The sequence below is a fragment of the Bdellovibrionales bacterium genome, from assembly GCA_019750295.1.
Classification (GTDB): Bacteria; Bdellovibrionota; Bdellovibrionia; order Bdellovibrionales; family JAGQZY01; genus JAIEOS01.
Window position 1 is genome coordinate 1 of the sequence record JAIEOS010000154.1, and the last position, 13,969, is coordinate 13,969.

General features: G+C 40.9%; 20 protein-coding genes. 9 read left to right on the forward strand and 11 right to left on the reverse strand.

The window, feature by feature from the left end; all coding sequences use genetic code 11:
• Positions 1-325: 325 nt before the first annotated feature.
• Genes K2Q26_16205 through K2Q26_16215 form a run of 3 tightly spaced genes read right to left on the reverse strand, consistent with a single transcriptional unit; the run spans position 326 to position 1,692 of the window.
• Positions 326-502, reverse strand: coding sequence for a hypothetical protein (locus K2Q26_16205; protein ID MBY0317063.1), 177 nt, complete (start codon positions 500-502; stop codon positions 326-328).
• The gene (locus K2Q26_16210) at positions 502-870 is read right to left on the reverse strand and encodes a hypothetical protein (GenBank protein MBY0317064.1); all 369 of its coding nucleotides are present in this window, start codon (positions 868-870) and stop codon (positions 502-504) included. The genes K2Q26_16205 and K2Q26_16210 overlap by 1 nt, the downstream gene beginning before the upstream one ends.
• Before the next feature lie 39 nt (positions 871-909).
• Positions 910-1,692 (reverse strand): HupE/UreJ family protein, encoded by a 783-nt coding sequence (locus tag K2Q26_16215; protein MBY0317065.1) that lies wholly within the window; start codon positions 1,690-1,692, stop codon positions 910-912.
• A gap of 36 nt (positions 1,693-1,728) precedes the next feature.
• Between K2Q26_16215 and K2Q26_16220 the strand changes: the two genes are divergently transcribed.
• Positions 1,729-2,121: a hypothetical protein gene (locus tag K2Q26_16220; protein MBY0317066.1), complete on the forward strand. Its 393-nt coding sequence runs from the start codon at positions 1,729-1,731 to the stop codon at positions 2,119-2,121.
• A gap of 27 nt (positions 2,122-2,148) precedes the next feature.
• On the opposite strand, the gene K2Q26_16225 is transcribed toward K2Q26_16220, so the two are convergent.
• Complete coding sequence (locus K2Q26_16225) at positions 2,149-2,466, reverse strand: metal-sensing transcriptional repressor (GenBank protein MBY0317067.1); 318 nt, start codon at positions 2,464-2,466, stop codon at positions 2,149-2,151.
• Positions 2,467-2,494: 28 nt separating this feature from the next.
• Here K2Q26_16225 and K2Q26_16230 point away from each other — a divergent pair, with 28 nt between their 5' ends.
• The 5 genes from K2Q26_16230 to K2Q26_16250 all read left to right on the forward strand — a co-directional run bounded on the left by K2Q26_16230 (position 2,495) and on the right by K2Q26_16250 (position 7,798).
• Positions 2,495-3,757 carry an ABC transporter substrate-binding protein gene (locus K2Q26_16230; GenBank protein ID MBY0317068.1) on the forward strand — a complete coding sequence of 421 codons (1,263 nt, stop codon included), beginning with the start codon at positions 2,495-2,497 and terminating at the stop codon, positions 3,755-3,757.
• A 674-nt stretch (positions 3,758-4,431) separates the two neighbouring features.
• Positions 4,432-4,692 carry a hypothetical protein gene (locus K2Q26_16235; protein ID MBY0317069.1) on the forward strand — a complete coding sequence of 87 codons (261 nt, stop codon included), beginning with the start codon at positions 4,432-4,434 and terminating at the stop codon, positions 4,690-4,692.
• 48 nt (positions 4,693-4,740) lie between these two features.
• Positions 4,741-5,553, forward strand: a complete 813-nt coding sequence (locus K2Q26_16240) for a hypothetical protein (protein MBY0317070.1) — start codon at positions 4,741-4,743, stop codon at positions 5,551-5,553.
• Positions 5,554-5,709: 156 nt separating this feature from the next.
• Positions 5,710-6,627 carry a protein kinase gene (locus K2Q26_16245; GenBank protein ID MBY0317071.1) on the forward strand — a complete coding sequence of 306 codons (918 nt, stop codon included), beginning with the start codon at positions 5,710-5,712 and terminating at the stop codon, positions 6,625-6,627.
• Positions 6,620-7,798, forward strand: a complete 1,179-nt coding sequence (locus K2Q26_16250; GenBank protein ID MBY0317072.1) for a hypothetical protein — start codon at positions 6,620-6,622, stop codon at positions 7,796-7,798. The genes K2Q26_16245 and K2Q26_16250 overlap by 8 nt, the downstream gene beginning before the upstream one ends.
• Here K2Q26_16250 and K2Q26_16255 read toward each other — a convergent pair.
• On the reverse strand, positions 7,777-8,496 hold the full coding sequence (locus K2Q26_16255) for a hypothetical protein (GenBank protein ID MBY0317073.1): 720 nt from the start codon (positions 8,494-8,496) through the stop codon (positions 7,777-7,779). The two genes, K2Q26_16250 and K2Q26_16255, sit on opposite strands and share 22 nt — an antisense overlap.
• Positions 8,497-8,555: 59 nt before the next feature.
• On the reverse strand, positions 8,556-8,822 hold the full coding sequence (locus K2Q26_16260) for a recombinase family protein (protein ID MBY0317074.1): 267 nt from the start codon (positions 8,820-8,822) through the stop codon (positions 8,556-8,558).
• A 252-nt stretch (positions 8,823-9,074) separates the two neighbouring features.
• Here K2Q26_16260 and K2Q26_16265 point away from each other — a divergent pair, with 252 nt between their 5' ends.
• Positions 9,075-9,983, forward strand: coding sequence for a hypothetical protein (locus tag K2Q26_16265; protein MBY0317075.1), 909 nt, complete (start codon positions 9,075-9,077; stop codon positions 9,981-9,983).
• A gap of 46 nt (positions 9,984-10,029) precedes the next feature.
• On the opposite strand, the gene K2Q26_16270 is transcribed toward K2Q26_16265, so the two are convergent.
• Genes K2Q26_16270 through K2Q26_16280 form a run of 3 tightly spaced genes read right to left on the reverse strand, consistent with a single transcriptional unit; the run spans position 10,030 to position 11,356 of the window.
• A complete protein-coding gene (locus K2Q26_16270) occupies positions 10,030-10,431 on the reverse strand; it encodes a hypothetical protein (GenBank protein ID MBY0317076.1) in 402 nt (133 codons plus the stop codon).
• Positions 10,432-10,480: 49 nt separating this feature from the next.
• Positions 10,481-10,810, reverse strand: coding sequence for an SDR family oxidoreductase (locus K2Q26_16275; protein MBY0317077.1), 330 nt, complete (start codon positions 10,808-10,810; stop codon positions 10,481-10,483).
• A 3-nt stretch (positions 10,811-10,813) separates the two neighbouring features.
• Positions 10,814-11,356, reverse strand: coding sequence for a carboxymuconolactone decarboxylase family protein (locus K2Q26_16280; protein MBY0317078.1), 543 nt, complete (start codon positions 11,354-11,356; stop codon positions 10,814-10,816).
• Positions 11,357-11,429: 73 nt separating this feature from the next.
• On the opposite strand from K2Q26_16280, the gene K2Q26_16285 reads away from it, so the two are divergent.
• Positions 11,430-12,374 (forward strand): LysR family transcriptional regulator, encoded by a 945-nt coding sequence (locus tag K2Q26_16285; protein MBY0317079.1) that lies wholly within the window; start codon positions 11,430-11,432, stop codon positions 12,372-12,374.
• Positions 12,375-12,442: 68 nt separating this feature from the next.
• Positions 12,443-12,868, forward strand: coding sequence for a hypothetical protein (locus K2Q26_16290; GenBank protein ID MBY0317080.1), 426 nt, complete (start codon positions 12,443-12,445; stop codon positions 12,866-12,868).
• On the opposite strand, the gene K2Q26_16295 is transcribed toward K2Q26_16290, so the two are convergent.
• Together K2Q26_16295 and K2Q26_16300 are read right to left on the reverse strand one after the other, a co-directional pair.
• Positions 12,858-13,643: a 2-oxo acid dehydrogenase subunit E2 gene (locus K2Q26_16295; GenBank protein MBY0317081.1), complete on the reverse strand. Its 786-nt coding sequence runs from the start codon at positions 13,641-13,643 to the stop codon at positions 12,858-12,860. The two genes, K2Q26_16290 and K2Q26_16295, sit on opposite strands and share 11 nt — an antisense overlap.
• Positions 13,640-13,969, reverse strand: a 330-nt coding sequence (locus K2Q26_16300) for an OsmC family protein (GenBank protein ID MBY0317082.1), incomplete at its 5' end; no start/stop codon positions are given. The genes K2Q26_16300 and K2Q26_16295, both read right to left, overlap by 4 nt.

Sequence of the window (13,969 nt, forward strand, 5' to 3'; positions counted from 1 at the left end):
TACCTCATTATTTCTCCTAAAAAATCACGCAGGAAATAATGGCGGCAATTTGCATTGCGTTTGGACTTAGGTGGACCATGGCATTGTGAAACCAGTTAGCTTCCTTAAAAAAAGGGCAGCCAAATAACTTGCTATAAGTATTGGCCAATACAACATATCGATTTTTTAGAGAAATTTAGAGTTTAGCTCCGCAATTGTCAGCTCAAAGTTCAATAGACCCGAGAGAATTACCAAATAATTATTTGAGTTTAGTTCAATAAAAAATCGCCTAGGCTATCGGAAAAAAAAAGAAAGGGCCTGGATTGAACCAAGCCCCTCGTTAAGACTATTTCTTTTTCAAGTTGATGAAGTAAAAAACACCACCGACAACGATGAGGACTGCGAAAAATCCGAGAATTGGAAGCATATGTTCAATTTCACCGCCCGGCCCGTGTGAATGGCCTTTTTCCTCGGCCCAAGAAAGCACCGGAAACGAAATCAGTGCAGCTAGAATATTTTTCATTATTTAAGCTCTCCTGTTGTATTCGTTCTAAAAATTGATCCATCCTCTAAAAAGTAAAGATAGACTTTATTTTTTGAACTGTCGTTTTCTTTTTCATCAATGAGGGCGACCACCCAGGCTTTTATTGTTTTTGATCCTTTAGTAAATTCTTTTACAACAGCACTTTCAATTTTTGCAGTTTCCCACTTTGCATCTATCTTTTTCCAATTTGCCAATTCCTTCACCCCAGCTGGGACTGCAGCTTTTATCTGTTCTTCGCTGCAAATCTTCGGCTCACACTTTGCCACTTTCTTCGGGTGAAAGTGTCCTCCAGTCGCGAAAGCTGAGGTAGAAATAAATATCGAGAGTACAAGTATAACTTTCTTCATTTTTTGCTCCTTCCACATGTCGTGGATGTCGTTGTTAAATTATTGGAAGCTTTCTAGCTCTTCGGTCTTCATGTCTAGGTGAATATGGCTGTGATCATCCTGATTCAAAGGGAATTCGTCAGACGATGTCTGATGCCAGTACCCATGGAACTGCATGAAGAACAAAAATATTCCCCCGGCAATTAAAGAAATGTTGGCTGCGTAAGCGAACTTAGCCCAGCCCGCTGCCTTCCTAAATCCACTTAGAAAAACCATCATGGCAACAAGGGCCGCAATCTGTCCAACTTCGACGCCAACATTGAATGACAATATACGGAATAGCATTCCAACGTTGTCATCTCCCAGCGGTAGTTGCTGAAGCCTTGTCGATAAACCAAACCCATGAAGAAGGCCGAAAAGAAAGACCATCTTCAGAAGCGAAGGTGGTTCCCAATCAAAAACTTTCTTAAAGCCATTAATATTTTCAAAGCCCTTGTACATCACGCTCACTGCTATAATTGCATCAATAATGTAGTAGTTCGCTGTGATTTTAAAGAAAGTTGCAAATATAAGTGTAATGCAATGGCCGACTGTAAAGACACTGATGAATTTCACAATGTCTTTAAAGGTCGTTAGAAAAAATATGACACCAAAAATAAACAGTAAATGATCATATCCAGTTAACATATGAGTCGCGCCGAGCCACATGTACTTTACATATCCACCATTTAACATGGCTTGCTTGTCCGCTTCTGAAATTCCATGCGCCAAAGACATGGCTGGAATCAGCATTGAAAAAGCAGTCACCATAAGAGAACTTAATAAAAAATTGAGTCGCTTCATTTTTTACCTCTGTAAGTTAGCGATTTATTAAGAAAAATGTCTGTGTCTAACAAGTCTAAGAGGCAATTGGAGGTCGAAAAATCTCGGAAATATATTCAAAATGAGAAGTTCTTATCGAATTTTTTTGAAACTTCAAAGTGTTGGGCACAGCAAGACTTTGAATCATTTTTGACGCCAATAAATCAATTTTTAAATGCTGACCATCAAAGTGCGAGTGAGGTTTTGCGTCCGAATGCGGCGAGTGGTGGTCAGGAAACCCGTCATCGTGGTCGTGTTCATGACTGTGCTCGGAGGATCCAAATAACGCCATTTTTAACAAATACAAATCGGAATGTTCGTGCTCATGAAGGAAGGATTCCATGGAATTTAATGGACTGGATTCGTTCAAATTCGCATAAAGCCCTTGTTGGCCAAATGTTAGAAAACTAAAAATGAGATAGATCGAGAACAGTTTCTTCATAAGTACTTGGAAATTTCTTTAAACTCTTTTAGATCGTTAGAGCTTAAATTTTCATTGGTTAAACAATGATCGATATGGTCGTGAATGATAGCTTTCTTAGCCTCAATGAGCGCCTTAACGACGGCATGAAGCTGCATCGAGATATCCACACATTTTTTATTTTCGACCATCATAGCGATGACTTTATTTAAATGTCCCGAAGCACGCTGCAATCGCCTTTTCACATCGTCGTGGCTAGAATGAATGTGTACTTTTGAATCTTTAAATTTTACAGCAGGTTTAGTCTTTTTTTGAGATTGATCCTTGGAACCCATATTGATAGCATCCCCCCCTAAGGGATTTATGTCAATACCGTCCAGAATACTTTTAAGCCGTTTTTTAACTCGTTTTGGGGACCAAGCATGGGATTTTGCTATTCCCTTAGTCTTGATCTCAATCTTCCCCGGTCAGTTGCAAAATGTGGCGGGGTATTATTTGATTTCCAAAATCGCTCAATTTTTCCTGAATCCAATTATTATTCGCTGGATTGATCACTTGCCAAGAAAACAAATTTACAGACTTGGTATTGGATCGCAAACATTCGCAGTCGCATTGACTTGGCTTTTGATCGAACAATTTTATGGTTTACTCGGATCGGCGAAAGGTACGCCATTTTGGATTATTTATATGTCGTTGGGGCTCATCGGAATCATCGGCTCGTTGGGATCTACTTTAATGGAAATCAGTGTTGGCTATGACCTTGCTGCTGACATGGTTCCAAAAAATGACCTTGCCATTTTTAATAGCCGCATGAAGCGAATTGATTTGTTTACTGAAGTCACAGCACCTATCTTTGCCGGTGCTGTGATGTTGCTACCTAGCACTTACTTTTTTAATATTGGATTCACTATCGTCGCGATCCTAAATGTATGCACATTTTTACCTGAATATTTACTGTTGTCTTCGATCAAGGGTCTTGTGGATTTCACAAAGCCTAAAGGACAACCACTGTATGTGAACCCTTTCCAGGAGTTTAAAGCCGGGATCGCAGACTTTAAAGATTTGAATTTTATGGTGCCCATGATGGCGTATTCCTTTTTGTGGTTGTCTGTACTGAGCCCGCACGGGGTCTTGCTCTCCGGTTTTTTGAAAGATGGAAGTCAGTTATCGGAATTTCAAATTTCGATTTTTAGAGGCTTTGGTGCTTTCGTGGGGATGATTCCGACATTTCTTTATCCTATTGTTCATAAAAAAATGGGGCTGATTAATACATCAAAAATATTCTTGGGATTTCAAGCCATTTGCGTGTTGTTAGCAGCATTATTTTTTGAGTCAAATCTAACGGGATCTATCTATATTTTCTTAAGTTTAGTTTTGTTATCCAGAATCGGGCTTTATGGATTTTCGATCGGTGAATCGGAAGCAAGACAACTTTACATTCCCGCTGCGTCCCGTGGCCGTATTAATGGCGTTGGTGTTTCCCTAACAAGCTTTGCCACATTAATTTTATTTGGAACAGGCACTATACTTCCAACATCAAATGACTTTTCCATTCTAGTCTGGATTTCTTCAATTTCGGTGCTGATCGGTTTTTTAATACTGCTGAAGTGGCAACCGAAAGCTTAAGACACCTTGTCCAGCGGAGGCGGAGTCAGACAGTTGCGGAAACAATTCCTAAAACTTCACTAGAAATCGAACCGTGATATTGTTTAGATTTCAATCAGCACGTCAAACAAAGACATGCCTCGCTAGTTCTAATATTTTGAATTTATTAACGATCTAGTTTTAGATAGTGACGAGCTGTTGATTCAACGGCCATTGGAATAAATCTTTCGGCATAGAGAGGCCAGGTCTAGACCAAAAGTTCGCTCGACCGAGCTTTGTTTCGAACTCGCTATGGGGATTCAATAAAATTTTCAGAAGAATGTTTGTAATTTCATAGCGTTGATTGAGTCTAGATATTTTAGAGTTCGCTTTGAACATAAACGTCTGCATCAACAAAAAGTCCATCAGAAAATAGAAAAAAATCTACCAACTTTGAGAGACCACTGAATAGTCTCGACGAATGTTTAACAAATTTCCGGACTAGACTAGCTCGACGCTTTAGGTTCTGTGCTGAAAGCATTTAGTCCATTAGCCACTGCTTAATTGACAGCTATCCCTTGGAGACATGGAATTATTTCCTTTAAATCAATAAGGGCCCACTGGAAGGAATTTTTTTTAAGGAGTAAATTCTCGATTATGGCGCTCGCTTAAATGAAATTTGAGTTTCTTCTAAGTTAGATTTACCATATTTATGAATGAGTAAAGACCCAGATTTTAAAATGACATTTGTAAAAGTGCTAAAAGCAGCTCCAAGGGAAGCGATGGTAAAAGACCCCATTTGGGTTCTTGTTCATGTTTCAAAAGTCGCTTTGCATTTAAACGGCGAAGTTTTCCCTCATGCTGAGCATTTAGCAAAATCAGACGCTTTAACCAATAACTGCTTAACTCTGAACGCTGATTTTGATGAAAAAAAATTTATAGATAAACACAACACGAATGGTTTTACTCTGAAATAGTACGCGAGCAATACCAGGGAATATTGCTCGTTCCTGAAAGGATTAAAATTGATTACTTTGGATCAGGTTTGCAAAGAGCTACAGAAATACCCAAAAATTGAACAAGCAGTCGGTTTACTCAAGTTTAGGTCTAAAGCTTCGGTCAAGTATGGCCAATCGTGGTCTTTTGATATGAAAGAAAATGGACCGCCTTGTGATTTATTTCAAGCTTTGGCACTTTCAACGATGTGGCAATGGCAGCAATCTGGAAATGCAGCCACCCCCGAAGGTATACTGATAACTGTTAACGAAATTCTGAACTCAATCAATTTAAGCCAGAAAGAAGTTTCTAGTTTTGGTTCGAAACTTTTAAATTTTGGAACATCTTCACTTTGGGATACCTTTTCGGAATTAGGCTTATTATTCCATCTTAAGAAAGCAATGCCAGATACAAAAATAGAAGTTGAGTTGAAGTTGCCTGGCAGCGATAAAGATGCAGATATCGTCATAATGAATAATTCTGGCGAACCGATGCTTTTTGGTGACGTCTATACGCCACAACGTCGAGAAAACTTTTTCATTGATGAAGGAAATGTTCGTGCTTGGATAGCAAACAAGTACAATTCAAAGTTTAAGAATTTTTGCAATGAAAATCCAAATGTGAACGTCACACTATTTGTCTCAGCAATTCTGAATGAGTCAGTCTACTTAATGAGTCCCGAAAAAATCATCAAGAACAAAACCCACTCGTTGGCCCAAGGAAACTTAACAGATAAGAACGGTTTGATTCTAGCATCCATTTTCTCATTTAGGTGCCCTGACACGACCACTAAACTCTTAGTTTTTGATCCGATTTGTAAGTATGAAAATTTATTGGAATAGAGTTCTATTGATGTTTCTTGGCTAACTAAAAAGAACGAATTTTTACTATAATGTGTCCGAAGTTCGGATCTTGCTAAAGGATTTCGACTCTGAAGCTGCGCTCGACAAATTGCCTAAAAAGCGATATATTTAACAGGTAACTTTTAGGGAGCACTTTTGCCATTAGTCGACAATCCACAAGTTAAACAACGTTTACAAAATCTTATGCCAGGCTTGAACTTCGAAGGATCGCCTAAGGCTTCAGGACAGCGTTTGGTTTATTTTGTGAATTTTGACCAAACAGTTGATGCTGAAAAGGCATCTTGGGGAAGTTGCGTACTGAAAGCCATGCTTGCGCCCTCAACGGATTCAATTGCAAGATTTCAAAGAGAGATTCGAGTTCTTAATGAAATTCAAAGCGACTCATATCCAAAGCATCTTTATAATAATTTCTTTTCTGAAGATCCCGAGACAGAAGATACACTTATTCCACCGTGGTTTATAACTGTCGAGCAAAGAGTTAGCGGTTCTCCACTACGTTCAATTTTGCTAAACCCTCTTGCAGAGGCACGCGTGGTTAAAATTGCTTTGGATCTGATTGGTGCATTGGAGCACTTGTGGAGGGGCAATAAAGAATATGTCCACAGGGATCTAAGCCCTGAAAATGTTCTTGTCGACTCCGATGATAAAATTAGAATCATTGACTTGGGCCTCATTCGTGAAGCTGGTGAAATTGGCTATACACTAGATGCACACGAGTTTGGGCCGTGCAATCCCAAATATTGTAGTCCAGAGCAATCTATAAATGATAAAAGCAATATTACCTATAAGAGCGATTTTTTCGTTCTAGGAATTTTAATATATGAAATGCTAACTGGCCGCCATCCTTTTTGGACAGATGAAATAAAAGTGAGAGATCAAATCTTCAATGCAATTCGAAATAGTCCGCCGCATGAAATCCCAGTCACTGTTTCGTGCTCGCCAAAAATGAAAGAAATCATAACTAAACTAACTAATAAGAAGCCGTATGAAAGATATCGCAGGCCAGAAGATCTTAAGTCGGATTTAAATACTATAGGAGGCCAACATGGCTAAAATTTACCACCAATGTGGCCATAATTATAATTGGAATGTAGACTCATTCGCATCTGGTGTTGGAAGCGGACTAATTTTAAGCCCTGTTAACCAAAAGTATACAAACATCGAAGCGATGGACTCGGCACTGAAAACTAAGTGTCTTTTCGACCCTCAGTTCTATTTGCCAAGTTCGCAAAAAAAGAATTTTTTGGATTATCCCTTTTTTCCAGAAACAATAAGTGGAACAGATGGCTTTTCGACTATTGATTTTTCACAGCTAGCCGAAGAGTCTGCGAGTCTTTGTCTAGATTTTCAAGTGACTAATAATTTTGAAAGTGTCGTTATCCCCGCAAGATTTTTTGATCAAATGATTACTGACTGGGTAGAACAGCAAGAGTTATTTCTTCGACCCTTCTTAGCTCAAATTGAAAAACGAAAAATTCAAAAAACAGTTTTGCAAACATTGCCGATTACCCAACACATGATCAATGATGCTGGTTTTAGGACGAAAATTTTAAATTGGGTTACAAGTTTTCCAAGAGTTGATGGCATTTATCTTTTGGTAAATGTCGTGGAAGATTCTAAGCAACTGCTTGATGGAAACTATCTGTTCAATTTAATGACCTTTATTCAAAGTTGTAAAAACGCTAATTTGAAAATTACTGTCGGCTACACAAATGCCGAGGCACTTTGTTTATCGTTAATTGACGGTGTTGATTTCACGATTGGGGCGTTTGAGAATACCAGAAGATTTTCAGATGGAAGATTCGTGGATTCTGAAGAAGAAAAAAGAGGTCCTAAAGCACGAATTTATATGCCAGGTTTGGTCACTTGGATACAGTTCAACCATGCTAAGGAGATTAAAGAATCAAGTTCAGCAATTTGGGATAACATCCACGTTAATACTAAGTATGCTGATGAGGCGTTCGCACTTACAAAGGAACCGACCTTCAATCAGGCACCGCTTTATAAGCACTACTTCTCGGTTTTTACTCAACAATTCAATGAACTCACGTCACTAGAATTAAAAAATAGATTTGCGAAACTGAGGGATACACTTAAAAAAGCACAAGATTTATATGTTCAAATTGAAGACTTGCCAGTGGATCTCGACAGACATGCAAAAGGCCAACACATCGAGGGTTGGTTAGATTGCATAAATAAGTATTATCGAGAATTTATAAAATAGGATTCTGATAATCCTCTAGCGGCTATCGAATTTGCGAACCAATATGAGGAAATGTGTTTTGGTTCAGATTTCCTTGGTGAGTTTAGTACTTCAAAATTACCAATTGAATCTGCAATTGCTAAACCGATATTAAATTTCTCAAACTGAGCAATGTTTTTATTTACATTATTCTTTGAAGAAGCATCTAGCACAACCCAAGACGTGTGTGAGAAATCTTGATATCGAATAGCTTGAGATAAGGCCCTTTTCCAGTCTTTGAGTTTACATTCAATACTTGTTATCTGGTTTGCTACTGGAACAATTTCATTTGCTACTTTAAATTTTCCGTTTTTAAGTCTTCTGATAAATCCCACGGATTCCAAATCTCTAATCACCTTTTTTGAGTAAGCAGTAGTACAGCCCCCGAGCTTAACTAATTCAGAAACATCAAAGGATTTTCGACCTATTAGAACAAAAATATACGCCCAACCTGGGTTAACTTGAGCCAGATGGAGTCTGCGCTCCCAACTTGAGGGTAAATCTAAAAAAACTAAATCGGCTATCCCATGCGTGGAAACAAATTCTTTAATAACGGCAATTTTTTTAGATGGTTTTGCAAAAATATAATTATAACCACAAGACTTTACAGTCTCTACGAGGTCCAGCTCTCTGCCGAACCGACTAGATGTGGGTGGGAATTTGTCAGTTCTATTTTGCATTTATATTTAAAGCGTAACGTTACGACATTTCTCCGTCAATCTGCGTTATGCCAAGCTAGTCAAATAGGCCCATTTAGATCAATTTCGGAATTGAGCTGTGCGTTCGACTGTCGTTCAGATTTTGCCAGAACATTGTATACAGTCTTGATGTGCCACAAGGCACCTACCTTCCTGGTTGGGATCTTTTCGAGGTTTAGCTGGGCTACTATTTGTCGAAAAGAACATCCTTTTTCTCTTAAGGAGATAATGTATGAAATCGCTTTTACTTCTGTCTCTTCAACTGTTTTACTTCCATCGATAATGACGGTACCAAACTTTGTATTCATGGTTGATCTTGTGGAATCTTGAGGCTTGAGTGGGATTCTTAGATACAAAAGATGCCGCCGAACAGTCTTCCAGGTGGAAACTGTTTCGGCAGCGATTTCCTGCAAACTAAGCCCTTCTTCAAGGTACTTCTGGCGGAGGAAATCCTCATTTTTTAGTGACTTTATAGGGGCTAGTTGCGTTATATTAGATATAGAAGCTAGAGGAAACCTGGTTCGCTTCCGATGGGCGGGACTGAGCCACTTAATTATCGGATGTTACCGAAGAATTCTGCTACTCATTCCATCGAATTATCATCGTCGTCCACGAATGAAGTCAAACTTCATCCTTGGAGTGGTGAAAGGGTATTCTTTGCTACGAAACACTCTAAGGAAAAAGTTCTAGCTCCTCTTCTGGGGAAGTTAGGGCTGCATTGTTGTGTCGCCAACGTCGATACCGATGTTTTCGGAACTTTTAGTGGTGAGGTGGGTCGTGTCGGAGGAGTTCGCGAAACTTTGCGACGTAAGACCTCTGCTGCGGCCGAACTCTATCCCAACGCGAGATTTTTCCTTTCCAGCGAAGGAAGTTTTGGTCCACACCCTTTTATTGGATTTTTGCAGAGCGACCATGAGGCTCTTCTCTTTGTCGATACAAAACTCAACACAGAAATCTATGTGGAAGAGATCAGTACGGAAACAAATCACTCACACCTTGAGTTTCAAAGCGGGGATGATCTTCACAAATTCCTCCATCAGATTGGATTTCCTGAGCACGGAGTGATCATAAAACCAAAAGGTCGAAACGATGTGGTTTTTAAGGATCTTCGGACCTTGCAAGCTGTAGAGCAAGCAATCTCCGAGGCGTTTTTGCTGACGAATGAATCCAAGGTGATCTTGATGACAGATATGCGGGCACACCTCAACCCGACTCGCATGAAGGTCATTGAAAAAGTGGGCTTAAAATTAATCGAAACGCTCAACTCCTTTTGCCCCGACTGTTGTTCGCCAGGATTCGCCATACGTGACGGCATTCCCGGACTCCCTTGTGAAGACTGCGGAGAACCGAGTCCTATCTCCAAAGAAGTCCTATGGACTTGTATTCAGTGTGTATATACGGAACAAAAAGAAAGGCCCGATGGAGTTGTTTCTATTCCGGCCGCTGAATGCGATTACTGTAACCCTTAATTGACGTCGGCCACCTGTCGCCATCCCAACCACATTCACCAAAGGCTTAGCTCTGGGGACATTCTTTAAAGGAAAGCTCAACAGCACGGGCCAATTCGCCCTCGACTTGATCGGCGTGGACGAGTTTGAAGGTGTGGGCATATTTTGACTTCGAAACAGGAGCCACTTTATGAAACGTGGGCCATTGTTTTTTATCTGTAAGAAAAACGACAACCTCTAAATAAGATTTCTTAGGCCTTACGAAAAAGAAACACGTTTTTTTAGAAAACATAATGGCTTTGCCTGAGGCGTACACTCTTTGTTCGCCGAGGCTTAACGAAAACTTTTTAATTTTTTTCCAGGCGTCTCGCAGGTCCTCTTCTAAATGCTGAGTGAGTGCGGCTTCCGTTGTTTTCCAACTCTCAGGATCCGATTTGGGCGTAGAGACTTTTCTCTTTTTTTTCTTCACCTCTCGATCTTATCGCCATTGGTTGGATTTGTCATCGTCGTCGAGGATATCAGATTCGCGACTGGTTCATCTCTAAAAACGATCCACGGTCCGCTTGCCCTAAATTGTTCACAAGAATATCGAGCTCACCCCGTTCTAAAACTCGTTGATATAATAGTTCTCTTCCCATGGGAGTGGAAAGATCCGCAGCAACCCACGAGATCTTAGGAGACGAAATTTCGGCAGAGGCTTTTTCCAGTTTTATTTTCGATCTAGAAGTAATGAGGACTTCGGCTCCCAGCTCAATAAATTCTTTAGCGATGGCAAAACCTATTCCCTCACTCCCTCCAGTGACTAAAACCATTTTTCCATCTAAACGCCAGTTCTTTGATGGAGTCATAAACTAAGCCTCGCTCGCAAACGCCGCTTCGATAGGAGTCGGGTTTAAATGGTCGAGGTAATTACTAATTGTCTTTAGAGCGATGCCCACTAATATTTCCATCATTGTGACCTCGTTATATCCAGCATTCGACAGCTTGGCTTTAGCCGCTTCAGACGCATGTCCTCTCTCAGCAACGACCTCACGGGTAAAATCAACGAGGGCCTTGAGTTTCGAATCTTTTAAGGATTGATTCGTGCGCACCGCCTGAACTACTTCAGGGTCTACCTTCATCATATTCTTTAGAATAGTGGAATGGGCAGCTATACAGTAGCGACACTTGTTCTCAACCGATGTCGTCAGTAGAATTAACTGCTGCTCTTTGGCTGTTAAAGACGATTTTGACCATGCGGCATCTAGCCCCATATATCCATTGAGTACGGCCGGCGAATGAGCGAATGTTGCCATTAAATTTGGAATAAAACCAAAACCTTTCTGAATCGCTTGTAATGTCTCTTTAGAGCCAGCAGGTGCGGTTTCAAATGTGAGCGGTTTTAATGTGTTCATGATTTCTCCTAGTTTTAAGGCCCCAACGTGGGGCGATTTATATACTTTACGGAATTCCAATTTTTTTCGGTAGATGTTGAAAAGTGATAACATTTATGCGATTTTGGCATATATGGACGTTATAGAAGCGATTAGGATTTTTCGAAGAGTGGCGCAAAAAGAATCTTTCTCCCAGGTGGCTGCCGAGTTCAAAGTCACTCAACCTACGATCAGTAAGTCGGTCGCTAGTTTGGAACAGTATCTGGGCGTCACCCTATTTCGTAGATCCACGAGGGGCTTAAGCCTGACATCTGAGGGTCAAAAGCTGCTCCAGGACAGCAGTCCGCTGATCGAGCAAATCGACGCAATGCTGTCCTCCGTAAAAAATGAGAAACAGCACCTCAAAGGACAATTGAGGATTACGGCCTCTCTCGCCTTCGCGCGGTTAATTTTAGCGCCTCTTTTTAATAAATTTTCAGAGAACCACCCGCAACTCCAATTTCATTTCCAGTTGAGCGACGGCTATGTCGATCTTGTTGAGAATAATATCGATCTTGCCATACGAATCGGGAACTTGGCAGATAGCGGCCTAAAGGCCATCAAAGTAGGAATGTCCCGACGCAGTTTCTATGCATCCAAATCTTACTTAAAGAAAAATGGAATCCCCAAACGCATCGATGACTTAAGACAACACAAACTTTTATTTTATACGTGGCTCTCGGATAGACCCACCTTGCCCTTGATCGACGAGCACAAAAAACCCATCTCGTTTCGGTTTGAACCCTACCTGCAATCCGATGGGTCAGATCTTATTCGAGAATCTATTCTCGAGGGTGTAGGTATTGCGCTTTTACCCACCTGGATGATGATTCATCACGAGTCTCTGAGAATCGAATCACTTCAAAAATTTGTCACGGCAGCTTCGCCAATATATGTGCTAAGTTCGGGTAGCCAGGAACTCAATGCGAAACAAAAGGCTTTTAGCGAATATCTAAAATCCGCTTTTCAAAAAATAAAGGCCCTTAGCCTCTCGCCTTAAAGCATCCGGTGAACTCACTAGATTTCCATTGAGAAGCTTTACGATTCATGGTTTTAATAAGCCCATATATGCAGTTTTGGATTATTTATGCGAGTCTGATTTGCGCCGTCTACATGTGCGCTATAATCTGGATCATTCAGGCGATCCACTATCCCGTCTTTTCGATGATCGATACAAAACGCTTTCCGGAGTTTTGCGGAAAGCACACTTCGGCCATGGGGCTTTTGGTCGGTCCCGTAATGATTTTGGAGTTGGGGACTGCGGTGGCATTAGTCCTCATCCATGTCGACTATTTCTCGATCACCAACTTAATCATGAACGCTGGCTTGTGGCTGCTCACGTTTTTAGTGAGCGTTCCTTGGCACAATCGCTTGGCCGCGGGTTACGATGCTTACTGTATCGAACGTTTAGTGAGAACCAATTGGCCGCGAACGATCCTTTGGACGGTAAAAGCTGTTTTAATGATTTACTGGTTCGCTCAGGTTAGTCGGTAGGGGTTTCTCGATTTTTAAGAATCAAATTTTTAAAAGTGCTCTCAAAATCGGCGAGCATTTTTCCCGCTTCCGAACCGTCAAAGAGGCGATGGTCGAAGGTCACGCCCATCTGAACCACTTGTCGAGCGCAAACGGTCTCGTTGACGATCATCGGTTTCATTTGAATTTTACCGACGGAAATCATTAAACTGGATCGCGTGATGGGAATCAAAGGTAACAAAGCGTTACTAATTCCTAGAGACCCCACATTGGAAACAATAATAGATCCAAACGGCCGGTGAGGTAAAAATCGTAAGCCCAGTCGGGTGTTAAATTCGTAGATCAAAATTTCGTAAGTTTTTAAAAAGAATCGCATTAAGGATCGGGGAACATATTTGATCAACTTGAGCATGGGACCCAGGTGGGGATCGCGAAAACTTCGAATATCCGAGACCTGAAAATTAATTTTTTCTCGAATCAGACTCTCACTCATTAAGTGCACGTCATCCAAGTTGAGCGCCGAAAGATCAAACCGTCCCGCCACAGGAATATTCACCATGACGGTAATCTTTTTATCAACCCTTTGATAAATTCGTCCCCATTTTATGATGGAGTAAAGCGCGGGATGATTCTCCATGGTCACCCCGAGCGCCTTTACAATCATGGGTAGAAGCATTCCTTTCGATTTTACGTCGGTCACGTCGAGATCGACAATTCCGTAAACCGAGGGGTCTCCGTGAGAGGACCACAGAGACAGAGCTACATGCCGGAAAACCGAGGAGCGCTTTCGATTCACACAGAGCCTTCGGTCACTTCGAATTCAAATGTTTTCTCGGTGAGTACCGAATTTAAAATCATGCAATTGGTTTTGGTGCGCTCAAGAATTCGCAGGGCGTTGTCTTTTTGGATGACTCCGCTCAATTGAACTTTTAAATGAAATCGGGCCATAAAGACCTGACCTTTTTCATTGCGATCAACTTCCAATCGCGAAGCCAGACGGAAATCGCTAAATTGAAGCCGAGATTTCTCGGCGAACACTTTGAAAGTTGCCGCAAAACAATTTTGCAAAGCCATGTTGTAAAGATCCTCGGGACTAAATCCATTCCCTGGGCCATTAAACTC